The 21367-nt window shown below is 55.0% G+C and carries 23 protein-coding genes; 11 read left to right on the forward strand and 12 right to left on the reverse strand.

Annotated features, from left to right (window positions below; genetic code table 11):
- Window positions 1-46: 46 nt before the first annotated feature.
- Window positions 47-379, reverse strand: coding sequence for an ArsC/Spx/MgsR family protein (locus RCA23_RS14255; protein ID WP_044051619.1), 333 nt, complete (start codon window positions 377-379; stop codon window positions 47-49).
- Between the two features lie 148 nt (window positions 380-527).
- Here RCA23_RS14255 and RCA23_RS14260 point away from each other — a divergent pair, with 148 nt between their 5' ends.
- Window positions 528-737, forward strand: a complete 210-nt coding sequence (locus tag RCA23_RS14260; protein WP_044050872.1) for a cold shock domain-containing protein — start codon at window positions 528-530, stop codon at window positions 735-737.
- Between the two features lie 89 nt (window positions 738-826).
- Here the strand turns inward: RCA23_RS14260 and thyX are convergent, their stop codons facing one another.
- A complete protein-coding gene (thyX, locus tag RCA23_RS14265; RefSeq protein ID WP_044050873.1) occupies window positions 827-1735 on the reverse strand; it encodes an FAD-dependent thymidylate synthase in 909 nt (302 codons plus the stop codon).
- A 90-nt stretch (window positions 1736-1825) separates the two neighbouring features.
- Here thyX and RCA23_RS14270 point away from each other — a divergent pair, with 90 nt between their 5' ends.
- Both RCA23_RS14270 and RCA23_RS14275 read left to right on the forward strand, forming a co-directional pair.
- The gene (locus RCA23_RS14270; RefSeq protein WP_044050874.1) at window positions 1826-2254 is read left to right on the forward strand and encodes a VOC family protein; all 429 of its coding nucleotides are present in this window, start codon (window positions 1826-1828) and stop codon (window positions 2252-2254) included.
- Window positions 2251-2985, forward strand: a complete 735-nt coding sequence (locus RCA23_RS14275; RefSeq protein WP_236631370.1) for a DUF1194 domain-containing protein — start codon at window positions 2251-2253, stop codon at window positions 2983-2985. The genes RCA23_RS14270 and RCA23_RS14275 overlap by 4 nt, the downstream gene beginning before the upstream one ends.
- Here RCA23_RS14275 and RCA23_RS14280 read toward each other — a convergent pair.
- The 3 genes from RCA23_RS14280 to RCA23_RS14290 all read right to left on the reverse strand — a co-directional run bounded on the left by RCA23_RS14280 (window position 2979) and on the right by RCA23_RS14290 (window position 4191).
- Window positions 2979-3464: a MarR family winged helix-turn-helix transcriptional regulator gene (locus RCA23_RS14280; RefSeq protein ID WP_044050875.1), complete on the reverse strand. Its 486-nt coding sequence runs from the start codon at window positions 3462-3464 to the stop codon at window positions 2979-2981. The genes RCA23_RS14275 and RCA23_RS14280 overlap by 7 nt on opposite strands.
- 71 nt (window positions 3465-3535) lie before the next feature.
- Window positions 3536-3802 (reverse strand): succinate dehydrogenase assembly factor 2, encoded by a 267-nt coding sequence (locus RCA23_RS14285; protein ID WP_044050876.1) that lies wholly within the window; start codon window positions 3800-3802, stop codon window positions 3536-3538.
- Window positions 3799-4191 carry a helix-turn-helix domain-containing protein gene (locus RCA23_RS14290; protein ID WP_044050877.1) on the reverse strand — a complete coding sequence of 131 codons (393 nt, stop codon included), beginning with the start codon at window positions 4189-4191 and terminating at the stop codon, window positions 3799-3801. Before RCA23_RS14290 ends, RCA23_RS14285 begins: the two co-directional genes overlap by 4 nt.
- Before the next feature lie 88 nt (window positions 4192-4279).
- On the opposite strand from RCA23_RS14290, the gene RCA23_RS14295 reads away from it, so the two are divergent.
- Complete coding sequence (locus RCA23_RS14295; protein WP_044050878.1) at window positions 4280-5482, forward strand: pyridoxal phosphate-dependent aminotransferase; 1203 nt, start codon at window positions 4280-4282, stop codon at window positions 5480-5482.
- A 14-nt stretch (window positions 5483-5496) separates the two neighbouring features.
- On the forward strand, window positions 5497-5901 hold the full coding sequence (locus RCA23_RS14300) for a hypothetical protein (RefSeq protein WP_044050879.1): 405 nt from the start codon (window positions 5497-5499) through the stop codon (window positions 5899-5901).
- Here the strand turns inward: RCA23_RS14300 and RCA23_RS14305 are convergent.
- Window positions 5898-7247, reverse strand: a complete 1350-nt coding sequence (locus RCA23_RS14305; protein WP_044050880.1) for an MATE family efflux transporter — start codon at window positions 7245-7247, stop codon at window positions 5898-5900. The genes RCA23_RS14300 and RCA23_RS14305 overlap by 4 nt on opposite strands.
- Window positions 7248-7384: 137 nt before the next feature.
- Between RCA23_RS14305 and parE the strand changes: the two genes are divergently transcribed.
- Together parE and RCA23_RS14315 are read left to right on the forward strand one after the other, a co-directional pair.
- Complete coding sequence (parE, locus tag RCA23_RS14310) at window positions 7385-9343, forward strand: DNA topoisomerase IV subunit B (RefSeq protein ID WP_044051621.1); 1959 nt, start codon at window positions 7385-7387, stop codon at window positions 9341-9343.
- 24 nt (window positions 9344-9367) lie between these two features.
- Complete coding sequence (locus tag RCA23_RS14315) at window positions 9368-9802, forward strand: DMT family transporter (protein ID WP_044050881.1); 435 nt, start codon at window positions 9368-9370, stop codon at window positions 9800-9802.
- A 9-nt stretch (window positions 9803-9811) separates the two neighbouring features.
- Here the strand turns inward: RCA23_RS14315 and RCA23_RS14320 are convergent, their stop codons facing one another.
- The 4 genes from RCA23_RS14320 to proS form a co-directional block, all read right to left on the reverse strand.
- Window positions 9812-10801 (reverse strand): Ldh family oxidoreductase, encoded by a 990-nt coding sequence (locus tag RCA23_RS14320; RefSeq protein ID WP_044050882.1) that lies wholly within the window; start codon window positions 10799-10801, stop codon window positions 9812-9814.
- A gap of 80 nt (window positions 10802-10881) precedes the next feature.
- A complete protein-coding gene (locus tag RCA23_RS14325; RefSeq protein WP_044050883.1) occupies window positions 10882-11559 on the reverse strand; it encodes an ABC transporter ATP-binding protein in 678 nt (225 codons plus the stop codon).
- Complete coding sequence (locus RCA23_RS14330) at window positions 11552-12835, reverse strand: lipoprotein-releasing ABC transporter permease subunit (protein WP_044051622.1); 1284 nt, start codon at window positions 12833-12835, stop codon at window positions 11552-11554. Before RCA23_RS14330 ends, RCA23_RS14325 begins: the two co-directional genes overlap by 8 nt.
- A 91-nt stretch (window positions 12836-12926) precedes the next feature.
- Window positions 12927-14258: a proline--tRNA ligase gene (gene proS / locus RCA23_RS14335; protein ID WP_044050884.1), complete on the reverse strand. Its 1332-nt coding sequence runs from the start codon at window positions 14256-14258 to the stop codon at window positions 12927-12929.
- A gap of 156 nt (window positions 14259-14414) precedes the next feature.
- On the opposite strand from proS, the gene RCA23_RS14340 reads away from it, so the two are divergent.
- From RCA23_RS14340 to RCA23_RS14355, 4 genes are all read left to right on the forward strand, one after another.
- Window positions 14415-15488, forward strand: a complete 1074-nt coding sequence (locus tag RCA23_RS14340; RefSeq protein WP_044050885.1) for an AI-2E family transporter — start codon at window positions 14415-14417, stop codon at window positions 15486-15488.
- Window positions 15481-16134, forward strand: a complete 654-nt coding sequence (locus RCA23_RS14345; RefSeq protein WP_044050886.1) for a P-loop NTPase family protein — start codon at window positions 15481-15483, stop codon at window positions 16132-16134. Before RCA23_RS14340 ends, RCA23_RS14345 begins: the two co-directional genes overlap by 8 nt.
- 62 nt (window positions 16135-16196) lie before the next feature.
- Complete coding sequence (locus RCA23_RS14350) at window positions 16197-18365, forward strand: RNA degradosome polyphosphate kinase (protein ID WP_044050887.1); 2169 nt, start codon at window positions 16197-16199, stop codon at window positions 18363-18365.
- Between the two features lie 72 nt (window positions 18366-18437).
- Window positions 18438-19982, forward strand: a complete 1545-nt coding sequence (locus tag RCA23_RS14355) for a Ppx/GppA family phosphatase (RefSeq protein WP_044050888.1) — start codon at window positions 18438-18440, stop codon at window positions 19980-19982.
- Window positions 19983-20013: 31 nt separating this feature from the next.
- On the opposite strand, the gene RCA23_RS14360 is transcribed toward RCA23_RS14355, so the two are convergent.
- A complete protein-coding gene (locus RCA23_RS14360) occupies window positions 20014-20694 on the reverse strand; it encodes a molecular chaperone DjiA (protein WP_044051623.1) in 681 nt (226 codons plus the stop codon).
- A 47-nt stretch (window positions 20695-20741) separates the two neighbouring features.
- Window positions 20742-21356 (reverse strand): VOC family protein, encoded by a 615-nt coding sequence (locus RCA23_RS14365; protein WP_044050889.1) that lies wholly within the window; start codon window positions 21354-21356, stop codon window positions 20742-20744.
- Between the last annotated feature and the right edge of the window lie 11 nt (window positions 21357-21367).

Genomic DNA, 21367 nt, shown 5'->3' on the forward strand with positions numbered 1-21367 from the left:
GCATCCATTATAAATCAAGAGCCTGCCCGGTCATCGCATCGGGCAGCTATGCCCCCGGCAAAGCCGCATAATAGGCCGCCACATCAGGCTTCCAGCCGAGAGTCATCTGTCCATCGTGGACAATCAACGGGCGCTTCATTAGCGTCGGATGCGCCTTGAGCAGCGCCAACGGATCACTGGCACGGGCCACCTCATCCAAGCCGCGCCAGGTGGTCGAGGCACGGTTCAACAGAGCATCCCCAAACTGTGCGAGGGCCGCTTCAAGCACTGCATCCGGCACCTGCCCCTCCCGCACATCGATATATTCGACCTGCTGATTTTGCAGCGCTTTTCTTGCTTTGCGACAGCTGTCGCAGGTTTTTAATCCATAGAGTTGCATAAAATTTTCCTTGATTTTATTTTTAATCGCATAATTGTAGAGACATGGCATCTGGAAAACAGGGTATTCGTGAGAATTTTTGCCCTTCAGATGCGTGATGCCGCCCGCAACTCTTCGGGCGTGTAGGTATGACTTGGGAGAATATGATATGCCTTTGGGCACAGTAAAATGGTTCAACACCACAAAAGGTTTCGGGTTCATTGAGCCAGAAGGTGGAGGGAATGACGTGTTTGTCCATATTTCAGCAGTCGAACGCGCTGGAATGACAAGCTTGGCTGACAACCAAAAAATAAACTATGAGCTGGTCGAAGGACGCGACGGGCGTCAAATGGCTGGTGAACTGAGCAACGCCGACTAAACGCGCCTTGCCGCAGCCTGAGCGGACGGTGATCCGCTATATGTTGGGCCGCGCCCAACCTGTTTACTTTTGTGTCATGCTCTTAGGGTTTAACGCCCGATCACCGCTTCAAATTCTCGCCATTCCCCCTTGCTCATACCTGAATCTTCCTGCGTAACAGGCTCGCCGGCAAGCATACGCTTCAGACATTCAACCGATTTTGCCGAGAGCACCGCGCCACCCAAACGGTAATCCTCAAAAGCGCCATAGGCCGCCGGCACCCAGTCGCGCACCATCTCACAAATAGCCTCCGCATAGACCCGAATTTCATATTGCGCATGAGAATCAGCCCGAAGACGCAGGAAGTGAAACAGGTTATGCAGATCAACTTTCCAATACCATTGCGTGTAAATATTCGCCGGTAGGTTCATGCGCGCCAATTCACGGGCCAAACCATCCTGCCCATCATCCGAGATCATCGACTCATAATTGTCATAGGCGCGGTTGCTGTCCGATTTCAAAATCTCCAAAACCCGCGCCGCTTCGGCCCCTTGCAAAACCTGACCACGGCCCTGATTGTTCACCACCGATTGCGCAGCCAGAGAGTCCGGCTCTGGAATGTAAAACTCCCGATCCAAAATCGAATAGCGCGCTGAATACTCATTTACATTGGCCGTGCGGTGGCGAATCCATTGGCGAGCCACAAAAACCGGTAATTTCACATGCAGTTTGATTTCGCACATCTCAAAAGGCGTGGAATGCCAGTGGCGCATCAGGTAACGAATGAGGCCCGCATCATTTTGTACGGATTTTGTCCCCTTGCCGTAGCTGACCCGTGCGGCTTGGCAGATAGCGGCATCATCGCCCATATAATCGATCACCCGCACAAACCCGTGGTCCAAAACAGGCTTGGCACTGTAAAGATGTTCTTCCATGCCTGGCGCGACAGCCCGCAGGGTAAGCTGGGGATTTGATCGCAGCTGGTCAATTTCTTCTTGTTGTTCTGGTGTCAGCAGCATCACTATCCCCTTAGTTAACCCCATCTGGAGTGATTCCCTTAACACTATATATGGAGTAATCTGAAGGATGAACCTACTATATAAAGGCAAATGCAAATGAAATATCTACACACAATGGTCCGCGTGGCCGATTTAGACGCCTCCATCGCTTTTTTTGCCCTCTTGGGGCTAGAAGAAACGCGCCGTTGGGACAATGAAGCTGGACGTTTCACCCTGGTTTTTATGGCTCCTCCTGGCCAACCAGAGTGTCCCGTTGAACTGACCTATAACTGGGATGGTGATGACGGCCTGCCGTCAGACAGCCGACATTTCGGGCATTTGGCCTATGAGGTGAAAGATATTTATGCCACCTGCCAGCATCTCATGGACAATGGCATCACAATCAATCGCCCGCCACGCGAAGGCCGCATGGCTTTTGTGCGCAGCCCAGACAATATCTCGATTGAGCTCTTGCAAGAGGGTGACAACCTGCCCGTGGCCGAACCCTGGGCGAGTATGGAAAACATCGGTCATTGGTGAATCGTCGCCTCTGCAAAGCCCTGGCCGCTCTGTCATTTACGTTTTGGGTGACAAGCTCGGCCGGCGCTGACGCCGCCTGCCGCCAGGCCCTGGCCTTGGGCCTGGATGTGTCAGGATCTGTTGACGAGGCCGAATATCAGCTGCAACTGCAGGGGCTGGCCGCCGCCTTGATCAGTGATGATGTCCGCGCAAGTCTCATGCGCCTGCCCGATGCACCGGTCCGGATTTTGGTTTTTGAATGGAGCGGTCAGGACTATCAGCGGGTCCTCATCCCGTGGACAGATATAACAAGCCCATCGCGCCTTAAGGCTGTTTCCGAGCAACTGCGGTCCACCACCCGCCGCCAAGCCCCACCAACCACCGCTTTGGGTCAAGCCATACAGGTCGGAGCTGGGTTTCTAAACCAACAGCCAGACTGCTGGAAGCGCACTTTGGATATTTCGGGGGATGGGAAAAACAACACGGGTCCAGAACCGCATCACGTCAACGGCCCAGAGAAGATCGGAGATATTGTCATCAACGCATTGATCATCGGCGTTGATGCCACCTCCCGGCTGTCCCATGCTGAACTGTCCATTGCCGAATTGACCGCCTATTTTGCGCATCGCGTTCTGGCCGGGCCAGACGCGTTTTCCGAAGTTGCCATCGGTTTTGACGATTATGAGCGCGCCATGAGCCGAAAATTACTTCGCGAATTGGAATTTTTGAGCATGAGCCAATCGGATCAATAAATAAATCGAATCTGTTTGCCCCAATATTGCTCCATCCGCCGCAGCGCTGCATTGATATCCTCGACCCCGGTGCCTTGCAAAACCCCCTCCGATTGCAGCGCAGCCGCATGACCCTCAAACAAGTCATTCACAAGTCCACGAATATGTTGCCCCTTATCGGTCAGCCTCACGCGCACAGACCGCCGGTCCGCCCGGCACCGTTCATGGTGCATATAGCCCATACCCACCAATTTTTTCAGATTGTAACTGACATTTGAGCCCTGATAATATCCGCGGCTCTTCAGCTCGCCCGCGGTGACCTCATTGTCGCCGATGTTGAATACGAGCAAAGCCTGCACGGGGTTGATCTCAATCACCCCAACCCGCTCAAATTCATCTTTGATAACATCCAACAACAAACGATGGAGCCGCTCGACCAAAGCCAAACTCTCCAAGTAATGGGTCATAAAACTCTTGCCGGTTTTGGAATCGCCACTCATTGATCGCCTCTCACACTGCTTCGGTCCGCAGTATTGAGGAAATTCGCGAATATTATCTAAACGAGATGCGTTTAAACGGATGGACCCTGCAAACCTGCGACGATTTGGCCGATCATGGGCGCAAATTCTGCGGGAGCTGCGGCACTTCCGGTTACCCAAGAATAAAGATCATGGTCATTTTCTGCCAGCAACAAGTCGTAATTCACCAGCTCTTCTTCAGTCATCCGCTCCAAGGCGATTTCAGCAAAATGGCTTAAAATAATGTCCATTTCTTTGATTCCACGGCGCATAGAACGCATCTTCAGGCGTTTGATCCTATGATCATGCAGCTCAATCATTTCATGGCCAACCTTAATTTTTTTTCCAATTTACTCAGCCGATCGGCGGTACGGTTCATGTCCGTTTTTATTGCGCGCATTTCGATTAAAATTGTTTGAATATCGTCGGACAGCGGCGCCGTGTTCGGCTCTTCTGGCCCGATCCCCTCACCGCTCAGAAGCCACGGCAAAGACACGTTGAGCATTCCAGTCAACATTTGCAATTTATTGGCCCGCGGCTCGGAACGATCCTCTTCCCAGGCCTGCAAAGTGGTCAATTTAATTCCCAGACGGCGCGACAGTTGCGCCTGGGTCATGCCAGCCTTTTCCCGCGCCCCCAGAACACGATCCCCAAACGTGGCTGCATCGGGACCGTACCAATCGAAGTTTGTATCAGATTCATTTTCCATAATCGTTTTTCTCTTTCCAATTACTTCGCCTTGCAGAGCCCTGCACATCTATCTAGAATTGTAGGAACACACGCATAACGAGGCCGTCATGTCCATTTTGTCTACCGCGCTTGAACGGGTGAAACCCTCTCCCACCATTGCTATATCAACCAAGGCGGCGGAATTAAAGGCAGCAGGGCGTGACGTGATCGCACTTGCAGCTGGCGAGCCGGATTTTGATACCCCAGACCATATCAAAGCCGCGGCTGTTAAAGCCATTGCAGAGGGCAAAACCAAATATACCGCTCCGGATGGCATGCCCGAGCTCAAGCAGGCGATTTGCGCCAAGTTCCTGCGCGAAAATTCACTGACCTATAGCCCAGCGCAGGTGACGGTTGGAAATGGCGGCAAGCAAACACTCTATAATGCGTTTATTGCGACATTAAATGCAGGCGATGAGGTGGTGATTCCCGCACCCTATTGGGTCTCTTATCCCGACATGGTGCTCTTGGCAGGCGGCACACCGGTGATTGCGCCAACGTCACAAGAGACCAATTACAAACTCACCCCCGCGCAGCTCGAAGCCGCACTGACCCCCAAAACCAAATGGTTCATTTTCAATTCCCCCTCAAACCCGACCGGAGCGGGATACAGTTGGGACGAATTAAAGGCGCTGACCGATGTTCTGTTGCGCCATCCCCATGTCTGGGTGATGACCGATGATATGTATGAGCATCTGGCCTATGATGACTTCAAATTTTGCACACCTGCCGAGGTCGAGCCGGCACTCTATCCGCGCACGCTGACCTGCAACGGTGTCTCAAAAGCCTATGCGATGACGGGATGGCGGATTGGCTATGCCGCCGGTCCCGAGCCCCTGATCGCCGCCATGCGCAAAATTCAATCGCAATCCACATCCAACCCCTGCACCATCAGCCAATGGGCGGCTGTCGAAGCCTTGAACGGTCCACAGGAATTTTTAACCGAGAACAACGCCTCTTTCAGCCGTCGTCGCGATTTGGTGGTCAAAATACTCAATGAGACCAAGGGAATTACCTGCCCCACGCCGGAAGGTGCGTTTTATGTCTACCCCTCAATCGCCGCACTCATTGGAAAACAGACAGCCAGTGGCACCGTTATTACAGATGATGAGACCTTCGCCACCGAGCTTCTTGAACAAACCGGCGTCGCGGTGGTCTTTGGCGCCGCCTTTGGCCTATCCCCAAATTTCCGCGTGAGCTATGCCACATCAGATGCCGAGCTCTTAGAAGCCTGTACTAGAATCAAAGAATTTTGTGAAAACCTAATCTAATTTGAGTTATTGCCATGACCATTGCCCTACCAAGGTATTTTTTTCGAATCCGCGAAAACGGTGCGGTCCTGTTCAAGACTCCGGGAAATAATCGCCAAAATCGGCTGGAAATGCACCAAATCGCGGCAATTAACATACGCAACGAGACCGTGAAACCGCTGGGCGATACTGTCCTGACCGATGAAGAAACCAAGTTGATCGCAGACTGGATGCGAGAGCGCAAAACCGTGCTAGAAGAGCGTGAAATCGATGACATTTTACGAACTATTGATCACCTCAATCTGACCGCGCAATGGGCGCAATCAAAAGCCAGCGATGCAGATCTAGAGCGAGTCACAGATCAGCTGTTATTGTCCATGCATGATCTGCGAACAATCCTGAGCCGCAAAAAAATCGAGCGGGCCACGAACAAGCCCTAAGGATTACGCCCAGCCAGACGGTGAAACCGCAGCCAAAGTAAGACCGCGGCCAGTCCGAGCCCAACGACCAGACCCATCCATATGCCGGCCTCTTGGAAGCCGAACCAAAAGCCCAAAACATAGCTGATCGGCAGGCCGATCAACCAATAGGATATCGCGGCGATCCACATGGGCACTTTGGTGTCTTGCAACCCGCGCAGCAGGCTCAGGGCCACAACCTGTGCGGCATCGACAAATTGAAACAATGCCGCGAGCATCAACAAGAGCGTGCCGATGCGTAGGATGTCAGCGGTCAAAGGATCCTGCGGGTCCAAAAACGCACGGATCAGAAGCTGCGGGCTCGTCAGGAAAAAGAATATGGCCACAATGGCCGCAATGCTCGACAAGCCCATTGTCACCCAGGCTGTGCGCCGGACCGCGGGCCAGTCCTGCCGAGCAAAGGCTTTGCCGGCGCGCACCGTGCCGGCTTGTGACAATCCCATATGCACCATGAAACTCAACGCCGCCAGCTGCAATACAATACCATGGGCCGCCAGCTCCAAATGTCCGAGCCAACCCATCATAAAGGCGGACGCGGCAAACAATCCACTTTCGGCAAGGGCCGTGGCTGAGATCGGCACCGCAAGCCGGGTGACGGCCAGGGCGGCGCTGCCATCAAATCGCCAGAAGCGGGCGAACATCTGTTGTTCGGGAAAATTGCGCTGGATGTAGATCACAAATCCGAGCAGAGCCAACGTTTGCGCCATGACCGACGCAATCGCTGCGCCCTGCAGCCCCAACTCCGGCAGCCCCCAATTGCCAAATATCAAGGCATAGTTGATCAGCGCATTGGCCACCAAAACAAAGAGGGACACCCAAAGCACGATCCCGGCATGTTCCAGCGCCGAAAGATAGCTGCGCAGCACCAACCCCCACAATGCGGGCCATAGGCCAAAACCCGCGATGCGGAGATAGTCCTGCGCGCCCTGTGCCACTGTGGGATCCTGACCCATCGCCTCAAGCAGAGGGCGGGCATGCCACATGGGCAAAAACGATAGAGCCGCGGCCAAAGTCGACACCCAAAGCCCCATGCGCGTGGCCCGCCTGGCCGATTGCGAATCCTCCTCCGCCATAGATTTGGCCACCATCGGCAAAATTGCGAAAGCAAAACCGGAGGTTGCGATGAAGGCGATGAACAAGACTTGGGCGCCCAAAGTCACCTGCGCCAGCGCCAGAACGGAATACCAGCCCAGCATCAACGTATCGGTTGTATGCACAGCAAATTGCGCCACTTGGCTGCCAACCAAAGGCAGTCCCAAGATCAACAAAGATCGCGCTTCCAATGTGATCGCAGAGGTTTTTTTCATATCTTTCTCTTAAGCAGAAGCCAGCGGTCTGACCAGTGGTGAAATCGGCAAGGAATATGGACCGCGCCGCGCGCCAGGTCTTTTCTTGCCCGGCAACTTCTGCCATGAATACCGCCAATCAAAGAAAGAGCAGCCCAATGGCAAGTGACCTATTATCTTCGGCCGCAAATACGGATTATGACGCCTCCTCCATTGAGGTGTTGGAAGGTCTCGAGCCGGTGCGCAAACGACCCGGCATGTATATCGGCGGCACCGATGAGCGGGCCTTGCACCATCTGGTGGCTGAGGTTTTGGACAACTCAATGGATGAGGCGGTGGCAGGCCATGCCAATCGCATCGAAGTTGAGCTGCACGCAGATTATTCCGTAACCATCCGCGACAATGGCCGCGGTATTCCTGTTGATCCCCATCCGAAATTTCCCGACAAATCCGCCCTTGAGGTTATCCTGTGCACCTTGCACGCCGGTGGCAAATTTTCTGGCAAAGCCTATCAAACCTCGGGCGGCCTGCATGGGGTTGGTGCCTCTGTGGTCAATGCGCTCTCCGATTCCATGGTTGTCGAAGTCGCCCGCAATCGGGAACTCTACGAGCAGCGCTTCGCCCGCGGCATCCCGCTGGGTCCCATTGCCAAGATCGGCGCCGCCCCCAATCGCCGCGGCACCTCGGTCACCTTTCATGCAGATGAACAGATCTTCGGCAAGCATCGATTCAAACCTGCGCGCCTCTTTGCCTCTATTCGATCTAAGGCCTATCTGTTTTCCGGCGTCGAAATTCGGTGGAAAACCGAGATTGATGATGGCGAAACACCGCGTGAAGCGACGTTCCATTTTCCCGGTGGCCTGTCAGACTATCTCGTGGAGACCCTGGGCAAAGCCAGCACCTATGCCGAGGCCCCTTTCGCCGGCACCGTGGATTTTCAAGAGCGCTTCAATGTGCCCGGCAAGGTGGAATGGGCGGTCAATTGGACACCATCGCGTGATGGCTTAATCCAATCCTATTGTAACACCGTACCGACACCGGAAGGTGGCACCCATGAAAGCGGGTTCTGGGCCGCAATCTTAAAAGGCATCAAAGCCTATGGCGAGTTGGTCAATAACCGCAAAGCCAGCAACATCACCCGTGATGACCTCACAACAGGCGGTTGCGCGCTGGTCTCTTGTTTCATCAGCGAGCCGGAATTCGTCGGCCAAACCAAAGACCGTTTGGCCACTGTCGAAGCTCAACGATTGGTCGAAAACTCCGTCCGTGACCGGTTCGACAATTGGCTTGCGGCCGATACGAAGTCCGCCGGCGCAATCCTCGATTTCTTGGTCCTGCGCGCTGGGGAGCGCCTGCGGCGCCGGCAGGAAAAAGAAACGCAGCGCAAATCTGCCACTAAGAAACTGCGCCTGCCGGGAAAACTCACCGATTGCACCTCTAAAACCCGCGAGGGCACGGAATTATTTATCGTTGAAGGCGACAGCGCTGGCGGCTCAGGCAAAGGCGCGCGCAATCGCGTCAACCAAGCGCTTTTGCCCCTCAAGGGGAAAATCCTCAACGTCTTGGGCGCCGCATCAAATAAACTCGGCTCGAATGCTGAGATCAGCGACCTCTGCGAAGCGCTGGGCGTCGGGATTGGCACAAAATTCAATATTGATGATCTGCGCTATGAAAAAGTCATCATCATGACCGATGCCGATGTCGATGGAGCCCATATCGCCAGCCTTCTCATGACGTTCTTTTTCTCACAAATGCGGCCTTTGATTGATGCCGGTCATCTTTATCTGGCCTGCCCCCCGCTGTTTCGCCTAACGCAGGGAGCCAAGCGGGTGTATTGCCTGGATGAGGCAGAGAAAGATCTCTGGCTTGCCAAGGGATTGGGCGGTAAGGGCAAAATTGACGTCAGCCGTTTCAAAGGTCTGGGCGAAATGGATGCCAAGGATCTCAAAGAGACCACAATGGACCCGTCGACACGCAAATTGATTCGCGTCACCGTTGATGAGGACACGCCGGGCGAGACCGGAGATCTCATTGAACGTTTGATGGGCAAAAAGCCGGAAAAACGGTTTGAGTATATCCAAGCCAACGCCAAATTCGTTGAAGAGCTCGATCTATAGACCCCAGAAAGAGGACCGCAATCTATGCCAATCTATGCGATTACAATGCTTGCGGCGGGGATTGGGATACCGGTCTTGGCCGCGATGAATGCAGCCCTCGGCCGATCTCTTGGCGCGCCCATGCTCGCCGGGGTGGTGTTGATCGCTGTGGGCTTGCTCACCGCCAGCCTGGTCGCCATGACCCAAGGGCCCAGCGCTCTGGTCAAACTCGCAACTGCACCAAAACATCTGTTCTTTGCCGGCGTCTTGCTGGCGTTTTATGTGCTGTCCATAACCGCGATTGCGCCCAAGTTTGGCGTTGGAAATGCCATTTTCTTTGTGCTCATCGGCCAATTGATTTCCGCGGCCGTGATCGATCATTTCGGATTATTTGGCGCTCAGCAAATCCCTCTGACCTGGACCCGTCTCAGCGGATTACTTCTCATGGCCACCGGGGTCTTGCTGACGCAAAAGGCCTAAGCGACCAGTCTACTGCGGACCCTTTGCCAGCTCCGCAACCAGATCCCAGAGCGCATCAGGCACATCAACTTCCGCCATAGGGCTGCGGGCACTGCCGGGAAGCCGTGCGCCCTCCTGCGAAGCCACCGCATCTGCAAGCCGTGCCAAACGATCGGCAAACCCGTCATGATGGGTGCTCGGATCCAAAATAAGGTAAAACTGCCCCAATCCATGCGGCGGGCCGTCCGGCAATTTCAAGCCACCGACATCCAAGGAATTGACAGACCCTGTCATCCCCGCGGCGAGAAGCTCGGCCAATATGCCAAAACCCCAGCCTTTATAGCCGCCGGCTGAGACCAAAGCTCCGCCCAGTGCTGCCTCTGGATTCGTCGTCGGCACACCCTGCGCATCCACAGCCCAGCCTAAAGGAATTTCCTCCCCGGCGGCCTTTGCCATGGTGATCTTGCCCAGCGCCACGGCAGAGGTGGAAAAGTCAAAATGCACCGCGAGGCCACCGGCACCATCTGGAACCGACATGGCAATGGGATTGGTGCCAATCACCTTTTGGTTGCCCCCCGGAGGCGCCACAACTGGGCTGGCGTTGGTAAAACCAATCGCCATCAAACCCTCAGCGGCCAATTGCGCGGTGAAATATCCCAAAGATGTGCAGGTGTGCGCATGAGCCACCGCGAGCGAGGCCGTGCCATTCTCCCGCGCGGCGGCCACCGCCATGGGCAAAGCGGCCTCAAAAGCCGGCTGCGCAAAGCCATAGCCCGCGTCCGATAAGATCGAGCCCGGCCGGGAGGCCGTGACCTTTGGATCCACCGAACCGCTCACCCGGCCTGTGGCCAATTGGCGGCAATAGCTCTCGAGATAATAGAGCCCGCAAATCACATTGCCATGCGCCTCCGCATCGGCAACGGCCCGCGCCACAGAGGTGGCTATCCAGTCTTTTGCGCCAAAAGCTTCAAGCGCCAATTTACTGGCAGTTTCAATTTCCAAGACAGAGCAGCGCGGCATAGCATTTCCAATTCAAACAGGTCTAAAGGTCATCATTTTGGAGAAAAAATCAGGCTTTTCCAGGTTAAGCAACACAATATTCAGACAATCTGTCCCTTGCTCAACCGCACTTGCCGGTCCATCCGGGCAGCCAACTCCATATTATGCGTGGCAATCAACGCCGCCATGCCCGTGCTGCGCACGAGGCCCATCAAGACATCAAACACGTGATCAGAGGTTTCAGGGTCGAGGTTCCCAGTCGGCTCATCGGCCAACAGAAGTTTTGGTTCATTGGCCAGTGCACGGCAAAAGGCGACCCTTTGTTGCTCCCCGCCGGACAATTCACTCGGTCTGTGATCGGCACGCTCTGCCAAACCCGTTTGATCCAAAAGCTCCAGCGCCCGTTTGCGGGCAGAACCGACCGCCTTGCCCGCCGCCTGCTGCGGCAGCATGATATTTTCAGCCGCCGTGAATTCTGGGAGCAGATGATGAAATTGATAGACAAAACCAATTTCCATCCGTCGCAAATCCGTGCGCAGCCGATCATCGGCGCGTGACATGTCGCGCCCCGCAATCTGCAACTGACCACTGTCGGCGGTGTCCAGCAGGCCGGCAATATGCAGCAATGTGGACTTTCCCGAACCAGATGGCGCCACCAGCGAGGTCACTTGCCCAGCCATCAGCGTCAAATCACAGCTCTGCAGCACCCTCACCTCATTGGCCTGGCCCGGATTGTAGGATTTACAGATCCCCGTCAACGACAACACCGGCTCATTCATTGCGCAATGCCTCCACCGGATTCATCCTGGCCGCCCGTCTTGCGGGGAAAATGGTGATAAAAAAGGACAAAAACAGTGAAATCCCCACGGCGTTGAGCACATCCACACCGCGCAGCTCTGAGGGCAGATGGTAGATGCCCCGGATCGAGGGATCCCAGACTTGCCCACCAGATAGGTAATTCACCAGACTGAAAATCGCATCAATGTTGACCACAAAGACCACGCCAACAATCACGCCCAGAAGCGTACCGACCAAGCCAATCCCCGCGCCGCACAGGAAGAATACCCGCAACACCGTGCCTTCGCTGAGGCCAATGGTTCGCAGAATGCCGATATCGCGGCCCTTGTTTTTCACCAGCATGATGAGGCCCGAGATGATATTCATAGTGGACAGTAAGATCAGCACAATCATGATGACCAACATCACATTGTCTTCAACCGCCAAGGCCCGCAGAAATCCGCCCGCGTAATCGCGCCATGTTTCCACCACAGCCGACTCGCCCGCCGCTTCACGCAGCTTGCGCGCCATGACCTCCGCTTGCTCTGGCGCATCAACAAAAACCTCAATCTGATCGGCAAAGCCTTCTTTGTTGAAAAAACTCTGCGCTTCCTCGAAGGGTAGATAAAGGCGTGTTTGATCAATGTTATAATGCCCCGCGGTGAAGATGTACGAGACCGTATAAGACTTGACCCGCGGGCTTGTGCCAAAGGCCGTCCGCACGCCATTAGGTGAGATCAGTTTGATCCGATCCCCAATCGCCAAGCGCAGTGCCTTGGCCACGCCAGAACCAATCGCCACCCCTTGGGAAAAATCATCAATATCTCCTTGGCTCCGCTCGGAGCCCGCCACGTTGGGGATGGTTTTTAGGTCCTCAAGCGTGATGCCAAAAACAATCACCCCGTGATTTTGATCGTTTGCCGTGCCCATGACCTGCCCGCGTATCAGCGGAGCTGCACGCGTGACCCCCGGCACCGCCTGCACTTGGGCTGTTAAGGCCTCGAACTCTTCGATCCGATAGTCAAAACGACCACTGGGGCCATCGAAACGCTGTTCATAGACCGTCACATGGGCATTGGCGCCCAAAATTGCATCAACAAATTCCGTGCGAAAGCCGCTGCGCACAGCCAGCACAATAATCAAAGCAGCCACAGCAAGGGCGATGCCAATCAAGCTGATCCAGGTCATCGCGCTGACGCCACCCTCGGCGCGTTTGGCCCTAAGATAGCGCCAAGCAATCAGAAATTCAAAAGCGGCAAAGGGCGCAGCGCGGGTCATAGGCGCCTCGCGGTGGCTGGCCTCTGGGCCTTCATCCATTCCTCTTGCCTCATGGGCTATGCCGCTTTCTGCGCCTCATGCGCGCTTGAATTCAATTATATTGCGCAATGACTTTGGCGATCGCGGCTTGAGGCGTCAATTCTTCACTCTCGCCAGTTTTACGGCAGGTCAGTTCAACCACACCGTTTTTCAAGCCCCTTGGTCCGACCGTTAAGCGCCAAGGCAAGCCGATAAGATCCATCGTGGCAAATTTGCCGCCGGCGCGCTCGTTGCGGTCGTCATACAGCGGCTCAAGTCCCGCTTTGGTCAAATGGTGGTAAAGATCCTCACAGGCGGCATCCGCCTCTGCATCACCTTGCTTGAGATTCACAATTCCGCAATGAAATGGGGTGACACCTTCTGGCCAAATGATGCCTTTGTCGTCATGGCTGGCCTCAATAATGGCCCCAACAAGCCGGCTCACGCCGATGCCATGGCTGCCCATATGCACAGGCACCTGTTTACCATCACCGTCCTGGACCGTGGCCCCCATAGCTTCGGAATATTTTGTGCCAAAGTAAAAAATCTGCCCCACTTCAATCCCGCGCGCCACTTTTCGGCGCTCTTGCGGCACCTCGGCGAAAAGCGCCTCATCATGGGTTTCATCGGTGCGGGCGTATTTGGTCGTAAACTCTTCCATGATCGACTGACATTGCGCTTTGTCATCATAATTGATGTCACGATCACCAAAGGTCAGATCTGTCACTGCGCTGTCGTAGAACACTTCGCTCTCGCCTGTATCGGCCAGAACCAAAAATTCATGGGTATCATCGCCACCGATCGGGCCGCTGTCCGCCCGCATGGGGATGGCTTGTAGGCCCATGCGCTCATATGTGCGCAGATAGCTGACCAAATGGCGGTTATAGGCGTGCATCGCATCTTCTTTGGTCAGGTCGAAATTATACCCGTCTTTCATATAGAATTCGCGGCCCCGCATCACACCAAACCGTGGGCGCCGCTCATCGCGGAACTTCCACTGGATTTGATACATGGTCAGGGGCATATCCTTATAGGACGTGACGTGACCACGGAAAATATCTGTGATCAGCTCTTCTGCGGTGGGGGTGAAAAGCATATCGCGGCCGTGACGATCTTTGATGCGCAGCATCTCCTCGCCGTAATCGTCATAGCGCCCTGATTCTCGCCAAAGATCTGCCGATTGAATGGTTGGCATCAACATCGCCAAATGCCCGGCTTTCGCCTGCTCTTCATGCACGATGTTTTCAATATTTTTGAGCACCTTTAATCCAAGCGGCAACCAAGAATATATGCCCGCGGCAGATTGCTTGATCATCCCAGCACGCAGCATCAAGCGATGCGAGACAATCTGCGCCTCGGCGGGGTTTTCTTTCAGGACGGGCAAAAAGTAGCGACTTAGGCGCATCGAACACTCCAATTGATTTCAGGGGCCAGTTTAATGCCCCCCCGCGAGCGTCACAAGCGAAAGCGGTCGAAACTGCGTCATAGCCGCGATATTTCCCTTCCCCCTCTTGCAAGCTGGGCTACAATACGCAAGTTGAACGACAAAGGGAGATTGATCATGGCCTTACCAGTGTCTTTACAGCTGCGCTATTGGGGAGTTGCCGCCGCCGTTTTGGGCCTGGTGCTTTGGTTTTTGGGCGACACATTGCTGCCCTTCATTTTGGGCGGGGCCATTGCTTACCTGCTCGACCCGATTGCCGACCGGATGGAGCGCTGGGGGCTGTCGCGCCTGCTTGCCACAAGTGTGATCACCTTGGCGGCGATTTTCGTATTTGTCTTAGCCATGCTGCTGATCGTGCCATTGCTGGTGCAGCAAGCGATTTCCTTGTTCAATACGGCGCCTCAGATTGCCGCCGATCTCTGGACATTTCTGACAACCCGCTTCCCGGATCTTCTCGATAACAACAGCGCGATTAGGCAGTCCCTGACTGGGCTGGGCGAGACCATACAGGCGCGCGGTGGCGCTTTGGTTAATGGTCTGGCCTCCTCGCTCAATTCCATCGTCAATATTGTGGTCTTGATCGTGGTCGTGCCCGTTGTCGCGTTTTATCTATTGCTCGATTGGGACAATTTGGTGGCAAAAATTGACGAGCTGATCCCGCGCGACCACCTTGAGAACGTGCGCAGATTGGGCCACGAGATTGATGCCACCCTCGCCTCCTTCATCCGCGGACAAGGCACGGTGTGCTTTATCCAAGGGCTTTACTACGGCATTGCCTTGATGCTGGCCGGGCTAAACTATGGCATTGTGGTCGGCTTTGTGGCCGGGTTGATCTCTTTCATTCCCTATGTCGGCGCCTTGGTGGGCGGTGGTCTGGCGCTGGGTTTGGCGCTGTTCCAGTTTTGGGGAGATTGGATGTCCATTGGTGTGATTGCCATTATTTTCATGCTCGGGCAGGTTTTAGAAGGCAATGTGCTGACGCCAAAACTCGTGGGAAACTCCGTCGGATTGCATCCGGTCTGGCTGATCTTTGCCCTTTCCGTTTTCGGCAGCATATTTGGCTTTGTCGGCATGTTGGTCGCCGTGCCGGTCGCGGCTATGATCGGCGTTGTCGCACGGTTTTTGATGCAACAATATAAAGCGGGGCTATTGTACCGCGGGTTAAGCCATTCGGAGCCCAAAGATGAGTGAGCAACTCAGCTTCAGACTGCCAATCAAGGTGGCACGAGAGCGCGATGCGTTTTTCGTATCAGAAGCCAATCAACAGGCAGTTGCGCAGCTGGAAAACGCCGCCAGTTGGCCGCAAGGCAAGTTGGTCCTCCTGGGCCCCAAAGCCTGCGGCAAAACGCATCTTTTGGAAATTTGGGCCACCGAACAGAACGCCCAGAAAATTGATCCCCTGCGAGAATTTGCGCCGCCAGAGGCCGGGGCGCGGGTTGTGGTAGACAACCTTGAGCAGGTGGCAGGCATTTTGCCTGCTGAAACCCGTTTGTTTCATCTGCACAACCAGCTGCAATCAAGCGGCGGGCTGCTGCTTATGGCCTCCAACATCGCCATGCGACAAGCCGGGTTCCAGTTGCCCGACCTGCTTAGTCGGCTCGAAGGCACAAGTTGCGCCAAAATTGACCGCCCCGATGACGCCTTGCTGCACGCGGTCTTGCTCAAATCCTTCATGGATCGTCAGCTCTCCCCAACCCCAGCCGTCTTGGCATATATCTTAAAAAACATGGATCGCAGTTTTGATGCGGCCAGTGATATTGTCGCTGAATTGGACCGTCAGAGCATGTCCACCAAGCGCCCGATCACCCGCGCTATGGCCGCGACGGTTATGGCCTAGGGCGCCCCCTTACAATTTGCATTCAAGAGGTATAAATTACCGCCTTGGATATAGGATAAACCATGACGCACCCCGCTGACTTTCTGCACAGTGATTTCCCCGCAGCGCAAAGTTGTGGTCTTGATATCACCGGGCCAGATCGATTTTTGAACCGAGAGCTGTCATGGCTGGCGTTTAACTGGCGCGTTTTAGAGGAGGTGGATAACCTCAATGTGCCTTTGCTCGAACGCCTGCGCTTCTTGTCAATTTCCGCCACCAATTTGGACGAATTTTATTCTGTGCGCGTCGCCGGTCTGCGCGAATTGGCCCGCGCGGGCAGCATCACGCCCGGTATAGACGGGCGCAGCATCCCTGAGCAATTGGAGCTCATCGACAGCGAAGCGCGCGATTTGATGAGCCAACAGCAATCGGTTCTTGCCAATCTGCGCAAAGAAATGGCGGAGCAGGATATTCAAATTCTGACCGCAGCGGAGGCGAAAGAGGATCACGCCTATCTGCTGCAATATTTCCTGTCCCATGTCTTTCCCGTGGTCTCGCCTCTGGCGATTGATCCGGCCCATCCCTTTCCGTTCATCCCCAATGCTGGCTTTGCCCTCGCGCTGCAGCTTGAGCGCAAGACGGACAAGCGCAGCCTGCGCGCCTTGGTGCCCATACCGCAGCAAATTAGCCGCTTTGTGGTGCTTCCCGGGAATGGTTATCGATACCTTCCGCTCGAAGAGCTGATCTTGATGCATTTGGAGCAATTGTTCCCAGGCTATGCGCTCAAAGGTCATTGCAGTTTCTCCGTCCTGCGCGACAGCGATTTGGAAGTCGAAGATGAGGCCGAAGATTTGGTGCGCGAATTTGAGGTTGCCCTCAAACGCAGGCGGCGCGGCGAAGTCATTCGCCTAAAAATAAGTGCAAATGCCCCCAAAGCTTTGCGCGATGACATTATGGTCGAGTTCTCCGTCACCAATACCGAGGTGATCGAAGTGGATGGCATGTTGGGTCTTCCCGATCTGAAAGAATTGGTCATTGAAGACCGGCCCAACCTCCTGTGGCCCAATTTCACACCGCGCGTGCCCGAGCGGGTCACCGATCATGACGGCGATATGTTCGCCGCAATTCGCAACAAAGATATGCTGCTGCAGCACCCCTATGAGACTTTTGATATGGTCGTGCGCTTGTTGCAACAAGCCGCGCGAGATCCCAATGTCTTGGCCATTAAGCAAACACTTTACCGCACATCAAAACGCTCCCCCATCGTGGAGGCTTTGTGCGAAGCGGCAGAAGATGGGAAATCCGTAACCGCATTGGTCGAGCTGAAAGCCCGCTTTGATGAGGCCGCCAATATTCGTCAATCCCGCCGCTTGGAGCGCGCCGGAGCCCATGTGGTCTATGGCTTTATGAACCTTAAAACCCATGCGAAAATCAGCACCATCGTGCGGCAAGAAGGTGATCGTTTGGTCACCTATACCCATTATGGCACCGGCAATTATCACCCGATCACCGCAAGGATTTACACCGATGTGAGCCTGTTCACCTGCGATGCGGCTTTGGGGCGAGATGCCACAAAAGTGTTCAACTATCTGTCAGGATATGCACAGCCCGAAACTCTTGAAAATATCTCCATTTCGCCACTGACTTTGAAAACCACCCTTCTGCAAGGCATCGCAGCTGAGGCCGAACACGCCAAGGCTGGCAAGCCTGCGGCTATTTGGGTCAAGTTAAATTCCCTGATTGATGCAGAAGTGATCGACGCACTCTATGCCGCGGGGCAGGCGGGGGTGAAAATCAGCCTCGTCATTCGCGGGATTTGTGGCTTGCGACCGGGGGTGGCTGGGCTTTCTGAGAATATCCGCGTGAAATCCGTGATTGGGCGGTTCTTAGAGCATTCCCGCATCGTTTGCTTTGCCAATGGCCATGATCTGAACAGCCCCAAGGCGCGGGTTTATATCTCCTCTGCCGATTGGATGGATCGCAACTTACACCGCCGGGTTGAAACATTGGTTGAAATTCACAATGAAACCGTCAAGGCGCAGATTGTCAGCCAGATCATGGCGGCCAATCTGGCCGATGTTGCCCAATCCTGGGTGATGCAACCCAATGGCAGCTATGCAAGAGCCACTTGGCCAGATGGCAGCTTCGCCTTCAGTTGCCACCGGTTTTTCATGGAGAACCCCTCGCTCTCGGGACGTGGCAGTGCCGGGGCGCAGGATGTGCCGCAGCTCACCCATACCGATGATTCCTAACCACTCTTTGAAGTCTCGGTCGAATCGCCTAGGCTGAGTGAAAGACAATTGCGGAAACCCGCAGGAGCCCAGATGGACGACTTGGTAAAACCCTCTGAAAAATGGGACCCGTTTGAGCGGCCTTTATTTGATAACCCCAAGGCCCGCGATCTGTCACGCGTCGGGGTGGTTGATATTGGCTCGAACTCCGTACGCTTAGTGGTTTTTGACGGCGCCGCCCGATCTCCGGCCTATTTTTTCAATGAAAAAGTCATGTGCGCACTTGGTGCAGGCTTGGCCGAAAGTGGCAAGCTCAATCCCGATGGGCGCTTGCGCGCCCTCTCTGCCTTACGACGATTTTGCACCATTGCCAAAGGCATCGGCCTGCCCAGCCTGACCGCTGTCGCCACCGCCGCCGTGCGTGAGGCCAGCGATGGCAACGACTTCATCGCGCAGGTCCAAAGCGAAACGGGGTTGAAAATCCACGTCATCGATGGCGAGGAAGAAGCCCGACTGGCGGCGCAGGGTGTCTTGCTTGGCTGGCCCGGCTCTTATGGCCTTGTCTGCGATATTGGCGGTGGTTCGATGGAATTGGCAGAGATTGCCAATGGGCAAGTGGGCCAAAGAGTGACCTCTCCACTTGGGCCATTGAAGCTGATCAATGTCCCGGGCGGTAAAAAGGGACGTAAAGCGGTGATCGCAGAGACATTAGATCATCTGCGCGATCAAATGGGACCACAATCTGATCGGCTCTTTTTGGTTGGGGGATCTTGGCGGGCCTTGGCGCGTATTGATATGCACAGGCGCGGATACCCGCTGCATGTGATGCACGAATATCAAATGACGGCCCGCGATGTGAAGGCCACTTTGCGCTATATCGAAGACTGTGATCTCGAAGCGCTGCGCCAGACCATCCGCGTGACACAAAGCCGAATGGCACTTGTGCCAATCGCGGCAGAAATTCTTAAAGGCCTCCTCAAACGGTTCAAGCCCCATGACATCGCCATCTCAAGCTATGGGATTAGAGAGGGGCTTCTTTATGAACAGATGCCGCAAGCCATGCGCGACCGCGACCCTTTGATCGAAAGCTGCCATTTCGCCGAGCGCAAGGATGCGCGGCTTCCGGGCTTTGGTATGCGGCTGCACAAGTTCATCTCCCCGCTCTTTTCCAAGATGTCCCCCAGTCGCGCGCGGCTGGTGCGCGCGGCGTGTTTGCTGCATGATGTAAGCTGGCGCGCCCATCCTGATTTCCGGGCGGAGGTTTGCTTCGAATATGCCACCCGTGCCAATTTGGGCGGGCTGAGCCATGAGGAGCGAATTTTTCTGGGCTTGGCATTGCTGCATCGCTACCGAAACAGCCGCGCAGGCACCCGGTTTGAAGAGCTTTTGACGCTTCTGGATGAGCCCAACCAAAAACAGGCTGAGATCTTAGGCAAAGCCATGCGCCTTGGCGCGATGCTCTGGGCCGATCCCGACGATGAGACCGCCCAGCTCCACTGGTCCGCAAAGACAAAAACACTGTCGCTCACGCTCACGGCAGAGGCCTCGCCTCTGTTTGGGGAGGTGGCCGAAGCCCGGCTCAATTCTTTGGCCGCATCCCTGGATGCAAAGCTCCGCACCGATATGCGATTGACTTAGAACCTGTCTCACGCCCAGGGCTGCGCGATGGCTAGGCCTGGACCTTTGCCAATTCTTCCCACGCCTTATTGATCGCCACCAGACGTGCTTCGGCCAATTTTACAGCCTCGCGCGGAACGCCGCGCGCCACCAGCTGATCGGGGTGATTCTTTTTCACGAGTGCCCGCCATGCCAAACGTATTTCTTCAAAGCTTGCGCCCGGCGAGACGCCCAAAACATCGAAAGGATCGGCGGTTGCGCCCTTGACGTAACGGGCTTTGATCACGCAAAAGCCCCGTGCAGACAGGCCGAAAATATCGGAAACTCGGCTCAAGAACGCATCCTCTTGCGCATGATAAGATCCATCTGCGGTGGCTATGTGAAACAATCCCTCAAGCAAGTCTTCCAGGATATCCATCCTTGCACCGAACATAGATTTGATTTGCCGAGCATAGGTTTCAAATCCGGCCACATCCTGACGCGCGAGGTTAAACACTTTGGCCGCACTGCTCTCTTCTGAGGTGGGAATATAAAAAACTTCCCGAAACGCCAGCACCTCCGCACGGGTGACGCTGCCATCGGCTTTGGCCATCTTTGCGCTCAATGCGATCACAGCGATGGTAAACCCGACGGATTTCTCCGGCGGGCTGCGCAGCTTCTCGAAAACTGCTGAAAGCCCTTCGCCCTTGGCAAGGGCGGAAAGCGCAGCGGTGATGCGGGTCCAAATAGACATGGGTGGCATCTTAGGCCCTGTGCGCACAAGACGAAAGGGCAAAGCCTCTACTTGAGCGTCACCAAACCGTGATCCGTTTGAATTTCAGCGGAAATCTGCGCAGGGCCGGTTGAAAAGCAAATGCGTTCATCACCGATAAGCTCTGCCAAAAGCGCCTGCATTTGGTCGGCTTGCGGGTGTTGAACTTGCAAAGAGATCAGACGACAGCCGCTGTCGGGCAAATTCTGGCAAGGATGGGCAGGCGGTTGCCACTCAATCAACGCCGGCCCGTAACCACCAAATGGCAAGTCTCCCGTATCTGAGACGGAAATATCCCAAGTATAGGCGCCACGCTCAAGCCGCACCGGCGTTCCAAACTCGGGGCTAAGCCGGGCAAGGCTCTCTTGGATATTGTCGGTTGCCAAAATCCAACTGGCAATGCGCGGCGGACCAGAAAAGCGGTCCAAACCGAACCACCGCGGATAGGGCAAAGAGGGTGCCTCCGGATCAATCGCGATGGATTCCAGATAGCAGGCCTCACCCATGCCCCAAAGATGGTTATGCGTTGAGAAATGTGGATGCTGGCCGGCCGCAAGTGGCGCAGCCTGCAAGCAATTTTGAACAAAATCCGTTGCGGCTTGCCGGGTTTCCCCCGCCACTGCAATGTGATCCAATCTTAACATACCATCCCCCT

The sequence above is a fragment of the Planktomarina temperata RCA23 genome (assembly GCF_000738435.1).
Lineage (GTDB): Bacteria > Pseudomonadota > Alphaproteobacteria > Rhodobacterales > Rhodobacteraceae > Planktomarina > Planktomarina temperata.

Bases quoted from the DNA above. Each gene is read 5' to 3' on its own strand.
- RCA23_RS14255 (WP_044051619.1), bottom strand. From the start codon at position 379: ATGCAACTCTATGGATTAAAAACCTGCGACAGCTGTCGCAAAGCAAGA.
- RCA23_RS14260 (WP_044050872.1), top strand. From the start codon at position 528: ATGCCTTTGGGCACAGTAAAATGGTTCAACACCACAAAAGGTTTCGGG.
- thyX (WP_044050873.1), bottom strand. From the start codon at position 1,735: ATGCTGCTGACACCAGAACAACAAGAAGAAATTGACCAGCTGCGATCA.
- RCA23_RS14270 (WP_044050874.1), top strand. From the start codon at position 1,826: ATGCAAATGAAATATCTACACACAATGGTCCGCGTGGCCGATTTAGAC.
- RCA23_RS14280 (WP_044050875.1), bottom strand. From the start codon at position 3,464: ATGAGTGGCGATTCCAAAACCGGCAAGAGTTTTATGACCCATTACTTG.
- RCA23_RS14285 (WP_044050876.1), bottom strand. From the start codon at position 3,802: ATGATTGAGCTGCATGATCATAGGATCAAACGCCTGAAGATGCGTTCT.
- RCA23_RS14290 (WP_044050877.1), bottom strand. From the start codon at position 4,191: ATGGAAAATGAATCTGATACAAACTTCGATTGGTACGGTCCCGATGCA.
- RCA23_RS14295 (WP_044050878.1), top strand. From the start codon at position 4,280: ATGTCCATTTTGTCTACCGCGCTTGAACGGGTGAAACCCTCTCCCACC.
- RCA23_RS14300 (WP_044050879.1), top strand. From the start codon at position 5,497: ATGACCATTGCCCTACCAAGGTATTTTTTTCGAATCCGCGAAAACGGT.
- RCA23_RS14305 (WP_044050880.1), bottom strand. From the start codon at position 7,247: ATGAAAAAAACCTCTGCGATCACATTGGAAGCGCGATCTTTGTTGATC.
- parE (WP_044051621.1), top strand. From the start codon at position 7,385: ATGGCAAGTGACCTATTATCTTCGGCCGCAAATACGGATTATGACGCC.
- RCA23_RS14315 (WP_044050881.1), top strand. From the start codon at position 9,368: ATGCCAATCTATGCGATTACAATGCTTGCGGCGGGGATTGGGATACCG.
- RCA23_RS14320 (WP_044050882.1), bottom strand. From the start codon at position 10,801: ATGCCGCGCTGCTCTGTCTTGGAAATTGAAACTGCCAGTAAATTGGCG.
- RCA23_RS14325 (WP_044050883.1), bottom strand. From the start codon at position 11,559: ATGAATGAGCCGGTGTTGTCGTTGACGGGGATCTGTAAATCCTACAAT.
- RCA23_RS14330 (WP_044051622.1), bottom strand. From the start codon at position 12,835: ATGACCCGCGCTGCGCCCTTTGCCGCTTTTGAATTTCTGATTGCTTGG.
- proS (WP_044050884.1), bottom strand. From the start codon at position 14,258: ATGCGCCTAAGTCGCTACTTTTTGCCCGTCCTGAAAGAAAACCCCGCC.
- RCA23_RS14340 (WP_044050885.1), top strand. From the start codon at position 14,415: ATGGCCTTACCAGTGTCTTTACAGCTGCGCTATTGGGGAGTTGCCGCC.
- RCA23_RS14345 (WP_044050886.1), top strand. From the start codon at position 15,481: ATGAGTGAGCAACTCAGCTTCAGACTGCCAATCAAGGTGGCACGAGAG.
- RCA23_RS14350 (WP_044050887.1), top strand. From the start codon at position 16,197: ATGACGCACCCCGCTGACTTTCTGCACAGTGATTTCCCCGCAGCGCAA.
- RCA23_RS14355 (WP_044050888.1), top strand. From the start codon at position 18,438: ATGGACGACTTGGTAAAACCCTCTGAAAAATGGGACCCGTTTGAGCGG.
- RCA23_RS14360 (WP_044051623.1), bottom strand. From the start codon at position 20,694: ATGTCTATTTGGACCCGCATCACCGCTGCGCTTTCCGCCCTTGCCAAG.
- RCA23_RS14365 (WP_044050889.1), bottom strand. From the start codon at position 21,356: ATGTTAAGATTGGATCACATTGCAGTGGCGGGGGAAACCCGGCAAGCC.